This window comes from Mucilaginibacter sp. SJ (assembly GCF_028993635.1).
In the GTDB taxonomy this organism is placed as follows: domain Bacteria; phylum Bacteroidota; class Bacteroidia; order Sphingobacteriales; family Sphingobacteriaceae; genus Mucilaginibacter.
Window position 1 is genome coordinate 3,555,895 of record NZ_CP118631.1, and the last position, 17,697, is coordinate 3,573,591.

The window sequence follows — 17,697 nt, forward strand, 5'->3', positions numbered from 1 at the left end:
ATTAAAAGGTTGCGGTTAAGCCTAAGGTCACGCTCTTCAGTATCGGGTAGTTGTTGCCGTTACCACTATTACCATCGGTAAGTACCCTATCTGAACCGTTGATGCTTTCAGGATCGATATCTTTGGTGATCTTGTAAAGCGGCGACCAGGTTAACAGGTTCTCGCCAGAAAGGAATACGCGAAGATTGTTCAGCTTGATCTTCTGGATCAAATGCAACGGCAGGTTGTAACCTATCTGCACGTTCTTCATACGCAGGTAAGCAGCATTTTGCAGGTATTTGGTTTGCGCCTGAGTTAACTCACCCGATCCGTTTTGTGCCGAGTAGCCACGATATCTTGGGAAATAAGCATTAGGATTATCCTCCGACCATATTTTACCCAGTTGGGATTGAGGCACCTTATTGTAAGGCCTGTTATACTGTCCCCAGAAAACGCTTGCTTCTGAGCCCGGGTACCAATCGCGTTTAGCAACACCCTGGAAAAATGCAGAGAAGAAGAAATTGTTCCAGTCGGCATCAACACCAATACCGTAAGTATATCTTGGAGTGGTATTACCAATGATGCGCTTATCGCCCGGTTTGTTTACGGTTTGGTCGCCGTAATCAATTACACCGTCGCCGTTAAGATCTTTAAATTTGATATCACCCGGCAAAAGCTGACCGGTGGTAGAGGCTTTGATAAGCGTTTGCTTAGGCGAGTTGGCAATATCCTGTGCAGAGGTAAAATAACCTGCTGTTTCAAAGCCCCAGATCTCGCCTACGGTTTGACCTGCATAATAGTCGCTTAAACGTTTATCTGGGTTATTATATTTGGTAATTTTAGAAGTATAATCGGCCAGTGTTAACCTTAAACCATAGTTAAACGGTTTGGCTCCGGCATTAAATTTATCGCGCCATGCTACGGTTACCTCCCAGCCTTTTGTTTTTAGGTCGGCGTAGTTACCTTTAGGTACATCGGTACCAAAAACAGCAGGGAGTGTCATACCCACAGTAAACATGTTTGTTGTTCTTCGGATATAGGCATCTCCCGAAATGGTTAAGCGGTTTGATAACATGCCCAAATCCAAACCAAGGTTTTGCGTGTTTGAGGTTTCCCAGGTTAAACCATCCGGCAATACACCCGGCTGACTTGTTTTTTGAGGCAATACCCCATTCAGGATCCTTCCTGATTTAGAAATACCGAATTTTTCCTGGAACGCGTATGAACCAATGCTCCCGTTACCCAATGAACCGTATGAAGCCCTTACCTTTAAATTGGTGATCAGCTCTTTCGATACTTTCCAGAATGGCTCGTTTGAGATTTTCCAACCGGCAGAAACTGAAGGGAAGAAAGCATAGCGCTGATCGGCAGGAAATTTTGATGAACCATCATAACGACCATCTGCCTCAACCAGGTACCTGTCTTTAAAGGAGTAATTTAAACGGTAAAATCCGCCTACTATATCCCACTGGTCCCAGCCGCCCGAAGTGCTGATTGCCTGTCCCAATGCCAGGTTAATATCGGTAGCATCTTCAAAAATTAAACCGTTGCGTGTAACATCAAGCGTCTTTTTTGTCGACTGCTCAAAGTTGAAACCAGCTAATGCTTTGAAGTAATGGCCGCCATTCAGCTTGGGTTCAAACTCGCCGTAAGTGTTTGTAGCTATATATTGCGTGCTCTGGCTGTAAACTTCAAGATCGTTATAAGCGGTACCCACATATTCAATTACCCCCGGTTTGCGGCTGTAAGGAACAGGCACACGTTTGCGGTTTTGGCTATTATCGGTATTTTGAAAGGTAAAATCGCCTTTAACACGGAATGTGTTATCAAAAAACTGGGCTACAAAACCGGTGGTATTTCTGAATACCCTGTTATCAAAGTTGATCCCGTTTTTGCCGTAATAATAATCACCTACAGAATATGCGGCAGAATAAGTAAGCGTACCATCAGGGTTAAATAAAGGTACCATAGTATGTCCTTCGTCCTGCAGGTTTCTCCAGATACTTCCCCCTTCGCCCACATTGAGCGGGTTGTGGTATTTCATATTTGAGTAATCGGCATTGTTATAAAGGCTTAACCACGGGTAAACCTGTAATGAACCTTTAGCCCTCAGGTTGTACATCTTATAATCGTCAGAATTATAGCGGAACAAACCATCCTGTGAATAGTAACGCCCGGTGATCAGGAAGTCGGCTTTACCACTGTTGCCTGAAATAGCGAGGTTATGCTCACGTGCTTCGTTATGATCTTTGTACAGCAGCTTGTACCAATCGGTATTGCCATAGTATTCATATTCGCCGGCACTGTTAACTATTGTTGAAGGCAAAGATGGATCAAGGGAATGCTTCCTAAGCTCTTCCAAATAAGCCGGAGAAAACTTAACCGTTTTGTTGATATTCTGCGGCGTTTGTGAATAATCGTTCCAGGCGCTCCAGGCATCGTTAAACATTTTAGCGAATGTGTAGCCATCAGTAACAAACTTAGGCACAGCAGTTGGGCTTTTAACCGAGTGATTAAATGAATAAGTAACGCTGGTTTTTTCTTTCGATGGATTTTTGGTGGTGATGAGGATAACACCAAAGGCACCCCTTGCACCATATATAGAGGCAGAAGCCGCATCTTTTAGTACCGATACTGAAGCCACGTCATTAGGATTGATCCTGCTCGGATCGCCTTCAACACCATCAACCAAAACCAATGCATTTCCACCCTGACCGATTGAGGTAGTACCCCTTACATTATAAGTTGGCGACTGGATAGGTTTACCATCAAGCGGCACCAGGTTTAAATTGGGAATAACACCCTGTAAGCCCTGGGTTAAGTTAGGCAACGATCTGTTTTCAAACACTTTTGAAGTAACCTGCTCAACAGCGCCGGTCAGGTTTTGCTTTTTCTGCGTACCGTAACCAACAACCAGTACCTCGTTCAGCGTGCCTGATTGTGCTACAAGCGTTATAGGGTTAAGCTGCGTGACTTCACCCGATTTTATTTTAACTCCCGGCACGCGTTTCGACTCGAACGAAATAAAGCTTACCATCAGGGTGTAATTTCCTTCGTCGGCACTTATGGTGAACTCGCCGTTAATATCTGCCTGCACCCCTTTACTGGCTTCAAGCAACATTATGGTGGCCCCTGTTAGCGGTACACCTTTTTCGTCGATGATTTTTCCGGTTATTTTACCGGGAGCAGCCTTTGGCAAATCTTTTTTGTACAAGGTTACAGTACCAGATATCTCTTCTTTATAACCAATATCGGTGTTAGCCAAAAGTCTTTTTAATACATCAGCCAAACGCTCGTTATTAAACGTTTGATTTTTCACCTGCATATCGGCCAAACCAAGCAATTTGGGGTCGTACGCAAATTCGATATTACCGGCAGCTTCAATTTTTTTAACAGAACTTAACAGGGTTTCTTTTGAAAGGGAAACGCTAACGCGTTTCTCAAAAACCTGTCCTGTGCTGGGGGCGGCTATCAATACACCTGCGCCCGCGATAATGATGGTGTAAATCAGAAAAGTGATACGCATAGCTTTACTTAAGCAACGTAAGTTTTTTTTCATACTTTTGAGTTCTTAGTGGATTTTTAACGGAGAAACTAAGGGCATAAGCAAATAGGGCTCAATCTATTAGCTTTGCGAACTATGGCCGGATCTGCTACAGACCGGCTTTTTTTATTAATACATGGTTACATCATTGTTTTGCCTCCTGCAACTGTTTTTATGGATGGAACATATTAGCCTCATGGTTTCATCAACCGTGCGCGACTGGCTGATGATGACATTGTATTTATAGGTATCTGTTTGCTTGTTTTTACTGGTGAGTTTTACACCGTAAATATTGTTAACGGTTAAGGCCAGTTCCTGGAAGGAAGCATTGCTGAGTGCCGATCGCCCTTCAACCCAGCCTTTACTTTTTTCGCCGTTATAGACGCTCACGTGATAGATCTGCTCCGGTGTTGAATAGACAGCCCTTTGATTAGGCATCAAAACAGCCGTTTTACCCTGTTTATCGCTTACCTCAACATGGCCGGTACGCAGGGTTACCGCAACATAGTTCAATTGTTTGTAGGCTTTTACATTGAATGATGTACCCAGCACTTTAGTAGTTATGCTATTGGTGATCACCAGGAATGGATGGGCGGTGTCGTGCGTTACTTCAAAATAAGCCTCTCCTTCATCCAAATAAACGCTGCGGGTTGCTTTTTTTTCAAAACCATCCATGATCCGGAGGCTCGACATGGCATTAAGCCAAACTGTTGAGCCATCGGGCAAATCAAGTTTTTTTACCTGGCCAACACCTGTTTTAAAAATAGTATACGTTGTTTTTTGCTGTTCCTGCTGCTGCGCGATTTCCCGATGCAAAAACAGTGCGGCAGTAGCCAGTACAATGATTGCCGCGGCCGCTGCGTATCTGAAGATATTTAACCTCCGTATTTTAGTAGACGGGGTGTTTATACGTGCGCTTGCATAGTTATAGATCTCGTTTTTTAACTGCTGTTCTTTTGCGGCAGGTAACGATTCATCAATATCATCATACGATTGATACCATTCATCAACCAGTTTCTGCTCCTGCCCGGTAGCTTTATTTTTAAGGTAGCGGTCTATTAATTTTTTAAGCTCCGACGAGTCCATCCAGTTTTGTGCTTTTTATTGAGATGTTGCACAAAACCGCTTTTACTACTTCTATTTTACATCAACTTTCTGTTAACTTTGTGTAAACAGGATCACGAGGCAAATAAAGCAGTTCATATAACGATCAGGGTATTCAATTTTGAGGCGGCGCTTTAAACGTTTTAGCGCTTCGGTAATGTTATTCGATACGGTTTGCTCGGCAAGGTTGAGGTTTTCGGCTATTTCCTTTACCGAGTAGCTATCGCTCCGCAACAGGAAAGCACGCCTCATATTGGCCGGCATATCTTCCACTTCCTCACTAACAATTTTTTCAAGATCAAAGTATGAAGACAGGTTTTCTTCTTTATAGATAATATCATTCATGCGGGAAAGCGCATTTTCCATAGCGTTTTGCCTGATGCCTTCCGAACGGAAATGATTTAACACTTTCCGTTTAACAGCGCCAAATAAAAACTGATCAAGCGAGGTGTTTATCTGCAGTTCGGCTCTTTTTTGCCAAACATCAATCAACAAATTTTGCACAATGTCTTTGGCCGCCTCATCATCACCCAACCTTACCTGCGCAGCTATAAAAAGCGATTTCCAATAGCGATTGAACAAAACATCAAAAGCACTGATATTATCATCTTTAAGCATTTCCAACAGTTCATGATCAGCAGGAGGAGTGTCAAATTGTTGCATCCGCCAAAATTAAACAACCTACGTAAAGTAAAAGTTAAATAAAACATAATTGGATAAGCGCAATTGGCTGCTAAGCTTTTTTAGGGGAAAATGATTAAATTTTTTACATATTAATCGAATTAAATAAATGCTATGATTTCCCTGGATACTTAGCGTAAATAACCTCCGCCCACTAAACTTAACATAAATGTTAAGCCTTTTTTGTTCCTTTGCACCAACCCATGCAAACATTAAAACAGTTACAAAATGGAGAATTAAAAGGCGCCATATCACTTAAGCTATCCGAACAGCTTTCCTATTTTCCGGTTGAAATTTTTGATCTTGCAGATACACTGGAATATCTCGACCTTTCGTTCAATAACCTTAGCTCGTTACCTGCAGATTTTGGCCGCCTCCAAAAGCTGAAAACCTTTTTCTGTTCAGAAAACTGCTTTACGGTTTTGCCTGAAGTACTCGCCGATTGCCCCTTTTTGGATATTGCAGGATTTAAATCAAACCGGATAGCGAAGGTACCACCGGCATCGCTTAATTCAAATCTTCGCTGGCTCATCCTTACCAACAACATAATTACTGAATTACCCGCTCAAATAGGCAACTGCAGCAGGATGCAGAAACTAATGCTTGCGGGTAACCGGTTAACGGAGTTGCCGGCGTCACTTGCTAATTGCCGCAACCTGGAACTCCTCCGGATCTCGGCCAATCAATTAAATGAATTCCCTGAATGGCTCCTATCCATGCCTAAACTATCATGGCTGGCTTTTTCGGGCAACCCTTTTAGCTATAAACCAACAGTGCAATCGCTTACACCAATTGATAGCCAGGAGTTGGAGATCAGGCACCTGCTTGGCGAAGGTGCATCAGGCATCATCTCCAAAGCTGTATGGCGAAAAGCCAGTGAAACCAGCGACGTTGCCGTTAAAATTTTCAAAGGGGCAGTAACCAGCGATGGCTTGCCTGAAGATGAAATGAACGCCTGCATCACTGCGGGCAATCATAACGGGCTTGTACAATTGATAGGCCGGGTAGCCAATCATCCCGAAGACAAAAAGGGACTGGTAATGAAACTAATACCTGAAAATTTTGACAACCTGGGCCTGCCACCCAGCCTGGATAGCTGCACGCGCGATGTTTTCAAACCTGACCTGAGCCTGACTCCCGGGCAGGTATTAAAAATTGCAGGCAGCATTGCATCCGTAGCAGAGCATCTGCACTGCAAGGGGATTATGCACAGCGACCTGTATGCGCACAATATTTTGATTGATGATGAAGCAAACACACTGTTCAGCGATTTTGGGGCCGCCTGTTTTTATGATACAGCCGATACAACAATAGCCGGCAAACTTGAACGGCTTGAAGTAAGGGCTTTTGGTTATTTATTGGACGATTTGATAAGGCTATGTAATGATACAGAACATCCTGATCTCAAAAAATTATTGGTTCTGAAAGAAAGCTGCCTGAGCGAACAACTAACGAACAGACCTACATTTCAATATTTAAACGCCAAATTTTCCGGATTAAAATAACCAGGCAAAGCTGCAATACTCATCCGAAACCCCACGGCGAATTTCATTTCCCTGATGACCTGTTTTATTTTGGAAAAACAAGTTATACGCCCGCAATATTTTTAATTTTTTAGAAAAATTTAAACAAAAAACGATAGTTTTTAATAATCCGTCGATTCATTTAATCTATTCGTCGGTTTTTTTTTGATTTTAATAATTCTTATAGTAGATTTGTAGCTATTTCAATACAAGGTTACCACCTTGATTTGTGATAAGGTTTAGGTTTAAAGCCTCCAAGCAGCGAGTGCAAGGAGGCTTTTATTTTTAGCCTTATCCATAACGCATCAACTAAGGTTTTAGTGTTCAAACAAGCATAAAAAGTCTTAAGCACGAAGTTTTTAGTCATAGGTCTTGTTCACCCTGAATTAACCATTAACTATCAGAAACTTACAAGACAGTAGCATAACCGCAACGTCGAGTTGAACAATTAACAGTATATCCAATTCGACCTTGAGACTTACGACTTACAATTCAGGACTTGAGACTAAGAACTTGCGACTTACTTATTTTCCTTCACCACATCAATAAGCCAGGTCACCAAGCCGATAAAGCCGGCAATAAATAAACCAGCTCCGGCACCGCGCGCATAATCATCCCATTTTTCATTGGGGCCGCTGGGAATGGCCATCCCTGCCGAAAACAGGATTATCCCGATTAATAAAAGATAAACAGAGCGTTTTGCTTTATTTTTCATCGGCGTAAATTAAAAAAATCATTTTTAAATTCTGTATTTTTGCAACCTCTTAAAAACGAGGTGAAATTATAGATGTACAAGGAATATAAGCAGTTAAACTTATCGCAAACCGGCAAAGAGATACTGGACTTCTGGAAACAGAAAAATATTTTCGAAAAAAGCATTACCAGCCGTCCGGCAGGTAACCCTTATACTTTTTATGAAGGGCCGCCGAGCGCTAACGGTATGCCCGGTATTCACCACGTAATGGCGCGCTCAATTAAAGATATTTTTTGCCGCTACAAAACCCTTAAAGGTTACCAGGTAAAACGTAAAGGCGGCTGGGACACCCACGGTTTGCCTATTGAGCTTGCCGTTGAAAAAGCTCTGGGCATTACTAAAGATGATATTGGCAAAAAAATAAGCGTAAAAGATTATAACGACGCCTGCCGCAAGGAGGTAATGCGCTATACCGACGTTTGGAACGACCTGACCGAGAAAATGGGTTACTGGGTCGACCTGAACGATCCGTATATCACCTACAAAAATGAATACATTGAAAGCCTTTGGTGGATCCTGAAGCAGCTGCATAATAAAGATATGCTGTACAAGGGTTATACCGTACAGCCATATTCACCAAAATCGGGTACCGGTTTGAGCTCACATGAGCTTAACCAGCCGGGCACATACAAAATGGTGAAGGATACTACCATAGTAGCCCAGTTCAAGGTAAAAAAAGATTCTGATTCAGCATTTTTATTCGATGGCATAGATACCGAAGTATTTATCCTCGCCTGGACTACTACTCCTTGGACACTACCTTCAAACTGCGCCCTTGCCGTTGGCGAAGACATTACCTACGTTAAGATCAACACCTTCAATCCGTACACTTACCTGCCGGTTTGTGTGGTTTTGGCTAAAGACCTGGTTAAAAAATATTTCAAAGCCGAAGGACAGAACGCTTCGTTTGCCGATTACAAAGGCGGCGACAAGATCATCCCCTGGAAAATTGAGGCAGAAGTAAAAGGCAGTCAGTTGGTGGGCATCCACTACGAGCAGCTACTGCCTTACGTAACCAACGAGGATCTGGAGAAAAATGCATTTCGCGTTATCCCTGCCGATTTTGTTACTACCGAAGACGGTACAGGTATAGTACACACCGCGTCTGTTTTTGGCGCGGATGACTTCAGGGCCTGTAAAGAAAACAACGTACCATCGGTAATGGTGAAAGACGAAACCGGCAAAGATGTTCCGTTGGTGAACAAGCAAGGCCGTTTTGTTGATGAAGTTACCGATTATGCCGGCCGTTACGTTAAGGAAGAATATTACACCGATGCCGAGCGTACCGAAGAAGGTTTTAAACCAACCGACGTACTCATCTCTATCAAATTAAAAACCGAGAACCGCGCGTTCGATGTAAAAAAATACGAGCACAGCTACCCGCACTCATGGCGCAGCGATGAGCCGATATTATATTATCCGCTCGATAGCTGGTTTATCCGTACCACCGCGGTTAAGGATAAAATGGTGGAGCTTAACAAAACCATCAACTGGAAACCGGAATCAACCGGTACAGGCCGTTTTGGTAACTGGCTGGAAAATTTGGTTGACTGGAACCTTTCGCGTTCACGTTACTGGGGCACCCCCTTGCCTATCTGGCGGGAGGAAAACGGTGTCGAAGAAATCTGCATCGGTTCAATTGCGGAGCTTAATGCCGAGATCGCGAAATCGATCAAAGCCGGTTTTATGCCCGAAGGTTTTGTGCTGGAAGACATGCACCGTCCTTATGTTGATGATGTTGTTTTAGTGTCATCAACCGGCAATAAAATGCTGCGCGAGCCAGATCTGATTGACGTTTGGTTTGATTCGGGCGCTATGCCTTATGCACAATGGCACTTCCCGTTTGAAGGCCAGGAAGAATTTAAGAGCGCCTACCCGGCTGATTTCATCGCCGAAGGTGTTGACCAAACCCGCGGCTGGTTCTTCACCTTGCATGCAATTGCTGTAATGCTAAGCGAAGCAAGTGACGAAGTTAAGGCCATCAACGAGCAGGTAGGCAATAAAGGTATCGCCTTTAAAAACGTGGTATCAAACGGCCTGGTACTTGATAAAAACGGCAACAAAATGTCTAAACGATTAGGCAATGCCGTTGACCCGTTCGAGACCATAGAAAAATATGGTGCCGATGCTGCACGTTGGTACATGATCAGCAATGCATCGCCATGGGATAACCTTAAATTTAACGAGGAAGGTATAGATGAAGTTAGGCGTAAGTTTTTTGGTACACTGTATAACACCTATTCGTTCTTCACCCTGTACGCCAACATTGATAAGTTCACTTACAGCGAAGCCGAAATTGAGATCAGCAAACGCCCGGAGATAGACCGCTGGATTATATCGCTGTTAAACACCCTGGGCAAAGAGGTTGACGGTTATTATGCCGATTTTGAACCAACTAAAGCCGCCCGCGCTATCCAGGAGTTTGTAGATGTGCATTTCAGCAACTGGTTTATCCGTTTAAGCCGCCGCCGTTTCTGGAAATCTGATAACACAGAAGACAAGCTTTCCGCTTACCAAACATTGTATACCTGTCTCATCGCTATCAGCAAGCTGATGTCGCCCATTGCGCCGTTCTTTGCCGATAGATTATATTGCGATCTGAACGCTGTTACCGGCAAGGAAGAGTTTGAATCGGTGCATTTAGCTTACTTCCCCGAGTACAACAGCGCGCTGGTTGATGCCGAACTGGAAGAACGGATGCAACTTGCACAGGATGTTTCGTCATTAACCTTGTCACTTCGTAAAAAGGTGAATATCAACGTGCGCCAGCCATTGAGCAAAATTTTATTGCCAATACTGGATAAAAGCTTTAAATTACACGTTGAGCAGGTTAAAGACCTTATTTTGTCTGAAACCAACATTAAGGATATCGAATACATTACCGATACCGCAGGTTTCATCAAAAAGAAAATAAAGCCAAACTTTAAGGCCTTAGGCCAAAAAGTAGGTAAGGATATGAAAGTTGTAGCCGAAGCCATCACAAACTTCTCCCAGGATGACATCGCCGCGTTAGAAACTAACGGCAACATCCTGGTTCTTGATGGCAAATACGAAGTATTGGCTACCGACGTAGAGATCATAGCCGAAGATGTACCCGGATGGCAGGTAGCAAATTTGGGAAAACTAACCGTGGCTTTAGATGTTACCATAACCAACGAATTAAAACAGGAAGGTATCTCGCGCGAGTTTATCAACCGTGTGCAGAATATACGTAAGACCAAAGGATTTGAAGTAACTGACAGGATAAACGTGCAGGTAAGCAGCACCCCGGCGATCAGAGAGGCCGTGGAAAACAATCTATCCTACATTTGCGCCGAAATTTTGGCCAACAGCATTACGTTTGTGGATAACCTTACCGGGGGCGAACCTGTTACAATTGACGAACAAGAAATATTGATTGCTATTAGTAAAGTATAATGAAACAAGAACAAGAAAAAACCAGATATTCTGAAGCTGACCTGCAGGAATTTAAAGGGATTATCCTGGATAAAATGCGCATAGCCCGCGAGGAATTAAACTCATTGGCTACCTCATTGAGTTCGCCTAATGCCAACGGCACCGATGATACTGCCGGTACTTACAAAACATTAGAAGATGGTTCGGCCACGCTTGAAAAAGAGCAGATAAACCAGTTGGCCGCACGTCAGAAAAAATTTATTGAGCAGCTTGAAGCCGCGCTTGTACGTATCGAAAATAAAACTTACGGTGTTTGCCGCGAAACAGGCAAGCTGATCCCGAAAGAGCGTTTACGTGCTGTTCCGCACACAACCCTCTCTATGGAAGCTAAATTAAAGCAATAAATGAAGGCAGCTTATACCAAACCTTTTTTAACTGCTGCCTTCATCATCCTTGCCGACCAGATCATCAAGACCTGGGTTCGCGCCCACATGCAGCTCCAGGACGAAATTCGCTTCCTGGGAAGCAGGGGGATGCTGCACTATACCGAAAACAACGGTATGGCATTTGGTATGGAATGGGGCGGCGATGCGGGCAAACTGGCCTTAACGCTGTTTCGCATAGTTGCGGTTTGCGGTATAATTTACACCCTTATTTATTTAATTAAACACAAATACCACCGCGGGCTCATCATGAACGTAGCGCTGATTTTAGCCGGCGCCACGGGTAATATTATCGACTCAACGTTTTATGGTATAATGTATAAATATGCGCCCCTATTTCATGGCCGTGTGGTTGATATGTTTTACTTCCCGCTATTGCGTGGCACCTATCCATCTTGGTTCCCGTTTTGGGCAGGCGAGTCGTTCGAGTTTTTCAGGCCGGTTTTTAACCTGGCCGATGCCTCTATCTGCGTAGGCGTAATTATGATCCTCCTGTACCAAAAACGCTATTTTAAACACGAAAAACCTGAAGTTGCCAGCCCCAACAGCGAAATGGTTGAAGAATAAAATTATTATTAAAACTAATATATTAAAAGCCGCAATGAGCGGCTTTTTTGGGTTCATCGCCTGTCGCCCAGGGTTAGTCGAAGGGTTACGGAGGCCCGTCCACTATGCTTCGAGAACCTAAGCATAACATCCTTCTTCTTTACGTGCCGGCCTGTCACCCTGGGCTTGTCGAAGGGTCGCGCGCAGAGGCCTGCCCACCATGCCTCGAGAACCTCAGCATGACATCCTCTTTTTAGTTTCGTCAAAAATCCACATAAACCAACCTGCAAACCTGCTTGCTGCTCCTGTTGGCATCGGTAACAATCAATGCCCCCTTCTTAAACAGGGCTATGCCTTCCCAGTTATTTTTTACACCATCAAATGAGCGCACATATCTCCACTGCTTACTTTTACGGGTATCAAGCATCACAATTGATGCGTAGGGGTTATTGTGCAGATAGTCAGGATCAGCGCTCAACCTACTACCAAGCTCCGGTATTAGTTTACCTATAACCGCTTCAGGCTTTTTCACCCAATCGTTATTTAGATAGGCATCATAATCACCATTCCAAAAATAGTTGACACCATAAATCTTCCCATCATTGGCTGCTGCTATGTCCGTGATCCTGAAATACAGGAATGGTGTTGTAATTTGCTGAGGCGCCTTACTAAACGAAGTATCTATCAAATAGCCGCAGCCGCCTTTAGGCATGGTATTAAACTCATAATAAGCCAGCAATTTGTTTTCTTTAGGAAGATAAGTAACACTTTCAAACCCGGCATTGCTGATGGATGGATATCTTCGCAGCGAAATAAAATGCTCCGGGTCAATTATCACTTCTCCTTTAGCGGTATCTAATTTCCCCTTCAGTATAAAACAGTAAGCGTATTTATCGTCCGTTTCGATAGAAAGGAATACCGTATGATTAGCGATGCTGATAGCTTCAAAGCCTTCATAGTTTGTCTTTACAGAATCAGGCAGCAAATTCAGCCCTTTTACGCTGACGGTTTTATAGAATGATAATGCTGTGTCCTGTCCGCCAATAACCCTGTTAATACTATCTGCAAGGACACTATACAGGTTAAATGTACCATCCAATTTTGTTTCTTTATGATCGCCGTATTGCGGTTCGAGGTAAAGACGGCCGCCATAAATGGTCATACCCGAAAATTCTTCGTTCACACTGTTAATGGCTTTTGGCAGAGGAATGTTTTTATACACATGTTGTGCCCTTGCAGCCATTGCCGAAAGGACGGTTATAACCAGCATAAATAACGATCTTCTCTTTTTCATATCGCCCGGATTATGTTGATTAAAAGTAGATAATAAAGTCGAAAAAAATTTAAACCTTGCCCCCGTTTGTAAACGAGTGCTAATATGGTTTGCGGCCGCATTGCCATTAGCGTTACAAACACACCCAGGATACACGCCCGTTTGCAAACCAGCGCGAGTTAGCATTTATAAATGTAAACCCTACGCCAATCAATAAAACCCACTTTAACACGTTATATATTACCACAAGCAACTAAATAGTGTATATTGGGACTTAACAGGGCCGGATTTAACAATTATCAGCAAACATTGTGAGTGTTAAACAGATATATCCGCCGCTATATATAACGATTTAACACTTTTTAACATTTAAGCATGGATTTTAGTTGGCGAAAAATTGAGCGGGTGTTTAAGTTTGCCTACCGAAACGAAAAAAATTAATGGAAGAACAAAATAGTTACACAGGAAATGTTTCATCAGCAGCTCCGGCAGCTCCAACATCGTATTCAACCGATATCAGGGCGCTGAATGAAATGATACAAAGGGAAAGCGCGTTTATCGACCTGCTGCTTATGGAGATGGATAAAGTGATCGTTGGTCAGCGTTATATGGTTGAGCGTTTGCTGATCGGTTTACTGGCCAACGGGCATATTTTATTGGAAGGAGTACCCGGATTGGCAAAAACCTTAGCCATCAATACACTGTCAAGAGCTATTCAGGCTGATTTTAGCCGGATCCAGTTTACACCGGATCTACTCCCTGCCGACGTATTGGGTACCATGATCTACAACCAAAAGAAAGAAGAGTTCATTGTGCGCAAAGGACCAATCTTCTCCAACTTTGTTTTGGCCGATGAGATCAACCGTGCGCCTGCCAAAGTGCAAAGCGCGCTGCTTGAGGCCATGCAGGAACGCCAGGTAACTATCGGCGATACCACCTATAAACTGCCCGATCCGTTCCTGGTACTGGCAACCCAAAACCCTATTGAGCAGGAAGGCACTTATCCCCTGCCCGAGGCACAGGTTGACCGTTTTATGCTGAAAGTGGTAATCAAATATCCCAACAAGGAGGATGAGAAAAAGATCATGCGTGCCAATATTTCACCAAGCGGCATGGCAAAACCAAACGCTATCATCAAGCCGGAAGAGATCATTAAAGCCCGCCAGATTGTGCGCGAGGTTTACATGGATGAAAAGATAGAGCAATACATCATCGATATTGTTTTCGCTACCCGTTTCCCTGATCAGTTTAAGCTTGCTAAATACAAAACGTTGATCACCTTTGGTGCGTCGCCAAGGGCAAGTATCAGTTTGGCACTGGCAGCAAAGGCATATGCCTTTATTAAACGCCGTGGCTATGTGATCCCTGAGGATGTACGTGCAGTTTGTCATGATGTGTTAAGGCACCGTGTGGGCTTAAGCTACGAGGCCGAAGCAGAAAACATCACCAGTGAGGATATTATCACAGGCATCCTGAACGTGGTTGAGGTACCGTAGGCCTCACCCCGGCCCTCTCCAAAGGAGAGGGAGTTAAAAGTTAAACTAAATTAAAATAGACTTTTCAAGTCCTCTCCTTTGGAGAGGATTTAGGTGAGGCATCATTATGGCTAAAGACACCAAGGATCTGCTAAAAAAGGTAAGGAAGATAGAGATCAAAACCCGTGGCTTAAGTAACCACTTATTTTCGGGCGAGTATCACTCGGCTTTCAAGGGGCGTGGTATGGCCTTTAGCGAGGTGCGCGAATACCAGATCGGCGACGAGATCCGTACTATAGACTGGAACGTAACGGCCCGCTTCAATGCGCCATACGTAAAAGTATTTGAAGAGGAGCGCGAGCTTACCGTGATGTTATTGATGGATGTGAGCGGTTCCGAAAACTTCGGTACACAAAATCAGCAAAAACAAGATCTCGCTACCGAACTTTGCGCGGTACTGGCATTTTCGGCCATACAGAACAACGATAAAGTGGGCGTGATCTTTTTCAGCGATAAGATCGAAAAGTTTATTCCACCTAAAAAGGGCCGTAGCCATATCCTGATGATCATCCGTGAGCTGATTGCTTTCCAGCCCGAAAACAAGGGCACCAATATGGCCGAGGCGCTGAAATACTTCACAAGCGTTATCAAAAAGAAATGTACGGCGTTTGTGATCTCTGATTTTATTACGCCCGAATTTGAAAGTGAGCTCAAGATCGCCAATAAAAAACACGATATCATCGCTTTAAAACTGTACGATAAACACGAAGAAGAGTTCCCGAACCTGGGCCTCATCCCGGTTAAAGACGAAGAAAGCGGCCACATCATGTGGGTAAATACAGGTGATAAAGCCGTCCGCGACGCCTTTAAATGGGATGCAGTGAAACGCAACGCCGCCCTGCAGGATGCCTTTCGCCGTTCGGGGGTTGATTATACCACCATTGGCACACATGAATCATACGTTAAACCATTAATGACATTATTTAAAAAGCGGGAAGGCCGGCGGTAAAATATATGAACAGGTACATGAAATTCACCCTGGTTATGTTGGTATTGCTTGCAGGCTTTTACCAAACAGGCAGGGCACAAAACTTTGGGGCTAAGGCTACACTGGATAAAAAATCCATCGCAATAGGCGAACAAACACAGTTCAATTTAAGCATCCGTTTTCATGCTAAGGATAGCATCGGGTTTCCTAAACTGGCCGACAGTATAGGAAAAATCCAGCTCGTTAAATTTAAGGCCGATACTGCTTTTGACCCGGGCGATAAATCCATCAAAACCATAACCCGGCATTATACTATCACTGCTTTCGACAGTGGTATGTATGTAATCCCGTCGTACGTATTTAAATCGCCGGTAGGTGATTTACCAACGGATACATTAAACCTTGATGTAAGAACTGTTGCGGTTGATACAACTAAAGCATTTTATGATATTAAACAGCCGCTTACCATTAAATATACTTTTTGGGATTGGCTGCGTGATAACTGGAAGCTGATTGCAGGTATACTGGCAGGCTTAATTGTTGGTGGAGGTTCGATATTTTATCTGCTCAAAAAGCCTAAAAAAGAAGTTGTTGTTGAAGAGGTTAAACCCGACATTCCGCTGCATATCCAGGCACTTCAAAAGCTTGAGGAGATCAAAAGCAAACAGCTCTGGCAGCACGATCAGGTTAAGCAATATTACATTGAACTGAGCGACGTGGTGCGCGAGTACCTTGAAAAACGGTACAACATCCAAGCCCTGGAGCAAACATCCGAAGAGATTTTTGCCAGCCTACGGCACATGGACATAGCCAGTGAAGACAGGAACCTGCTAAGGCAATTGCTTGTGCTATCAGACATGGTGAAGTTTGCCAAAGAGAAACCTTCGGCAAACGAAAATGAAAAGAGCATGGAAAACGCTGTTACTTTTATTAAAGACACGCAAGCCCATGCCCGGCCAACAGATGTGAAGGGAGATGAGGCAAAATGATTTGGTTTAAAGGAATAGAATTTGCTCATCCGGGCTTTTTCTGGCTGTTCATCAGCATTCCGCTTATGGTGGGCTGGTACATCTGGAAACAAAAGCAACTACAGGGTAACCTGGCCATGCCTACCGTAAGGGGTTTCGCCATGATCACCAAAAGCATGCTGCCCCGTTTCAGGCATTTAAGCATCATATTGCGTTCGTTAGCTATGGCTGCGCTAATTGTTGCGCTCGCAAGACCGCAATCGTCGTTAAGCTGGCAAGATACCACTACCGAAGGTATCGATATCGTTATTGCATCAGATATCTCGGGCAGTATGCTTGCCGAAGATTTTAAGCCCAACAGGCTTGAGGCCGGCAAAAACATCGCCATCGATTTTATCCAGAACCGCCCTAATGACAGGATCGGCCTGGTAGTTTTCAGTGGTGAAAGCTTTACGCAATGTCCGCTCACCATCGATCACTCGGTATTGGTAAATCTTTATGCCGACATCAAAAACGGGATGATTGAAGATGGAACCGCCATTGGCATGGGTTTGGCAACAGCTGTAAACCGTTTAAAGGATAGCGAAGCCAAAAGTAAAGTAGTGATCCTGCTTACGGATGGTTCAAACAATTCGGGCTCTATCCCTCCGGTTACCGCTGCCGAAATTGCCAAACAGTTTGGTGTAAGGGTTTATACAGTTGGTATAGGTACCAACGGCTATGCCCCCTATCCTGTTCAAACGCCAATGGGTGTACAATACCAGCGCATGAAGGTTGATATTGACGAAGGTACGCTGAACAAAATTGCCACCATTACCGGCGGCAAATACTTCAGGGCTACCAACAACAGCGCATTGAAGGATATTTACGAACAGATTGACAAACTGGAAAAAGCCAAGATTGATGTTACCCAGTACCGCAAAAAAACAGAGCGCTTTTTACCGTTCGCAATTATCGCACTGGCGCTTTTATCGTTGGAATTTTTAACAAGACACACCCTGCTTAAGGGAGCTATAACATAAC

At 43.8% G+C, this 17,697-nt stretch carries 13 protein-coding genes; 8 read left to right on the forward strand and 5 right to left on the reverse strand.

All coding sequences use genetic code 11. The annotated features are described in order from the left end of the window. Position 1: 1 nt before the first annotated feature. From MusilaSJ_RS14210 to MusilaSJ_RS14220, 3 genes are all read right to left on the reverse strand, one after another. Positions 2-3,538 (reverse strand): SusC/RagA family TonB-linked outer membrane protein, encoded by a 3,537-nt coding sequence (locus tag MusilaSJ_RS14210; RefSeq protein WP_274985624.1) that lies wholly within the window; start codon positions 3,536-3,538, stop codon positions 2-4. A gap of 114 nt (positions 3,539-3,652) precedes the next feature. Then, positions 3,653-4,609 (reverse strand): FecR family protein, encoded by a 957-nt coding sequence (locus MusilaSJ_RS14215; RefSeq protein WP_274985625.1) that lies wholly within the window; start codon positions 4,607-4,609, stop codon positions 3,653-3,655. Positions 4,610-4,681: 72 nt separating this feature from the next. After that, positions 4,682-5,290 carry an RNA polymerase sigma factor gene (locus tag MusilaSJ_RS14220; protein ID WP_274985626.1) on the reverse strand — a complete coding sequence of 203 codons (609 nt, stop codon included), beginning with the start codon at positions 5,288-5,290 and terminating at the stop codon, positions 4,682-4,684. Positions 5,291-5,511: 221 nt separating this feature from the next. Between MusilaSJ_RS14220 and MusilaSJ_RS14225 the strand changes: the two genes are divergently transcribed. Further along, complete coding sequence (locus MusilaSJ_RS14225; protein ID WP_274985627.1) at positions 5,512-6,813, forward strand: leucine-rich repeat-containing protein kinase family protein; 1,302 nt, start codon at positions 5,512-5,514, stop codon at positions 6,811-6,813. A 538-nt stretch (positions 6,814-7,351) separates the two neighbouring features. Here MusilaSJ_RS14225 and MusilaSJ_RS14230 read toward each other — a convergent pair. Then, complete coding sequence (locus tag MusilaSJ_RS14230) at positions 7,352-7,546, reverse strand: hypothetical protein (protein WP_091173572.1); 195 nt, start codon at positions 7,544-7,546, stop codon at positions 7,352-7,354. 72 nt (positions 7,547-7,618) lie between these two features. Here MusilaSJ_RS14230 and ileS point away from each other — a divergent pair, with 72 nt between their 5' ends. The 3 genes from ileS to MusilaSJ_RS14245 are packed head-to-tail and all read left to right on the forward strand — an operon-like array spanning position 7,619 to position 11,991. After that, positions 7,619-11,002, forward strand: a complete 3,384-nt coding sequence (gene ileS / locus MusilaSJ_RS14235) for an isoleucine--tRNA ligase (protein WP_274985628.1) — start codon at positions 7,619-7,621, stop codon at positions 11,000-11,002. Beyond that, complete coding sequence (locus MusilaSJ_RS14240; protein WP_090533802.1) at positions 11,002-11,385, forward strand: TraR/DksA family transcriptional regulator; 384 nt, start codon at positions 11,002-11,004, stop codon at positions 11,383-11,385. Before ileS ends, MusilaSJ_RS14240 begins: the two co-directional genes overlap by 1 nt. Beyond that, positions 11,386-11,991 (forward strand): lipoprotein signal peptidase, encoded by a 606-nt coding sequence (locus MusilaSJ_RS14245; RefSeq protein WP_274985629.1) that lies wholly within the window; start codon positions 11,386-11,388, stop codon positions 11,989-11,991. It begins immediately after the preceding gene. A gap of 241 nt (positions 11,992-12,232) precedes the next feature. Here MusilaSJ_RS14245 and MusilaSJ_RS14250 read toward each other — a convergent pair whose 3' ends face one another. Then, on the reverse strand, positions 12,233-13,264 hold the full coding sequence (locus tag MusilaSJ_RS14250; protein WP_274985630.1) for a hypothetical protein: 1,032 nt from the start codon (positions 13,262-13,264) through the stop codon (positions 12,233-12,235). A gap of 419 nt (positions 13,265-13,683) precedes the next feature. Here MusilaSJ_RS14250 and MusilaSJ_RS14255 point away from each other — a divergent pair, with 419 nt between their 5' ends. From MusilaSJ_RS14255 to MusilaSJ_RS14270, 4 genes are all read left to right on the forward strand, one after another. Beyond that, positions 13,684-14,739 (forward strand): AAA family ATPase, encoded by a 1,056-nt coding sequence (locus MusilaSJ_RS14255; RefSeq protein ID WP_274985631.1) that lies wholly within the window; start codon positions 13,684-13,686, stop codon positions 14,737-14,739. Positions 14,740-14,845: 106 nt separating this feature from the next. After that, positions 14,846-15,727, forward strand: a complete 882-nt coding sequence (locus tag MusilaSJ_RS14260) for a DUF58 domain-containing protein (protein WP_274985632.1) — start codon at positions 14,846-14,848, stop codon at positions 15,725-15,727. Positions 15,728-15,732: 5 nt separating this feature from the next. Next, positions 15,733-16,695: a hypothetical protein gene (locus MusilaSJ_RS14265; RefSeq protein WP_274985633.1), complete on the forward strand. Its 963-nt coding sequence runs from the start codon at positions 15,733-15,735 to the stop codon at positions 16,693-16,695. Next, positions 16,692-17,696 carry a vWA domain-containing protein gene (locus MusilaSJ_RS14270; RefSeq protein ID WP_274985634.1) on the forward strand — a complete coding sequence of 335 codons (1,005 nt, stop codon included), beginning with the start codon at positions 16,692-16,694 and terminating at the stop codon, positions 17,694-17,696. Before MusilaSJ_RS14265 ends, MusilaSJ_RS14270 begins: the two co-directional genes overlap by 4 nt. The last annotated feature ends 1 nt before the right edge of the window (position 17,697 follow it).

What these genes read in the sequence shown, in the direction of transcription:
- MusilaSJ_RS14210 (WP_274985624.1), bottom strand. Translation starts at nt 3,538, where the DNA reads ATGAAAAAAAACTTACGTTGCTTAAGTAAAGCTATGCGTATCACTTTT.
- MusilaSJ_RS14215 (WP_274985625.1), bottom strand. Translation starts at nt 4,609, where the DNA reads ATGGACTCGTCGGAGCTTAAAAAATTAATAGACCGCTACCTTAAAAAT.
- MusilaSJ_RS14220 (WP_274985626.1), bottom strand. Translation starts at nt 5,290, where the DNA reads ATGCAACAATTTGACACTCCTCCTGCTGATCATGAACTGTTGGAAATG.
- MusilaSJ_RS14225 (WP_274985627.1), top strand. Translation starts at nt 5,512, where the DNA reads ATGCAAACATTAAAACAGTTACAAAATGGAGAATTAAAAGGCGCCATA.
- MusilaSJ_RS14230 (WP_091173572.1), bottom strand. Translation starts at nt 7,546, where the DNA reads ATGAAAAATAAAGCAAAACGCTCTGTTTATCTTTTATTAATCGGGATA.
- ileS (WP_274985628.1), top strand. Translation starts at nt 7,619, where the DNA reads ATGTACAAGGAATATAAGCAGTTAAACTTATCGCAAACCGGCAAAGAG.
- MusilaSJ_RS14240 (WP_090533802.1), top strand. Translation starts at nt 11,002, where the DNA reads ATGAAACAAGAACAAGAAAAAACCAGATATTCTGAAGCTGACCTGCAG.
- MusilaSJ_RS14245 (WP_274985629.1), top strand. Translation starts at nt 11,386, where the DNA reads ATGAAGGCAGCTTATACCAAACCTTTTTTAACTGCTGCCTTCATCATC.
- MusilaSJ_RS14250 (WP_274985630.1), bottom strand. Translation starts at nt 13,264, where the DNA reads ATGAAAAAGAGAAGATCGTTATTTATGCTGGTTATAACCGTCCTTTCG.
- MusilaSJ_RS14255 (WP_274985631.1), top strand. Translation starts at nt 13,684, where the DNA reads ATGGAAGAACAAAATAGTTACACAGGAAATGTTTCATCAGCAGCTCCG.
- MusilaSJ_RS14260 (WP_274985632.1), top strand. Translation starts at nt 14,846, where the DNA reads ATGGCTAAAGACACCAAGGATCTGCTAAAAAAGGTAAGGAAGATAGAG.
- MusilaSJ_RS14265 (WP_274985633.1), top strand. Translation starts at nt 15,733, where the DNA reads ATGAACAGGTACATGAAATTCACCCTGGTTATGTTGGTATTGCTTGCA.
- MusilaSJ_RS14270 (WP_274985634.1), top strand. Translation starts at nt 16,692, where the DNA reads ATGATTTGGTTTAAAGGAATAGAATTTGCTCATCCGGGCTTTTTCTGG.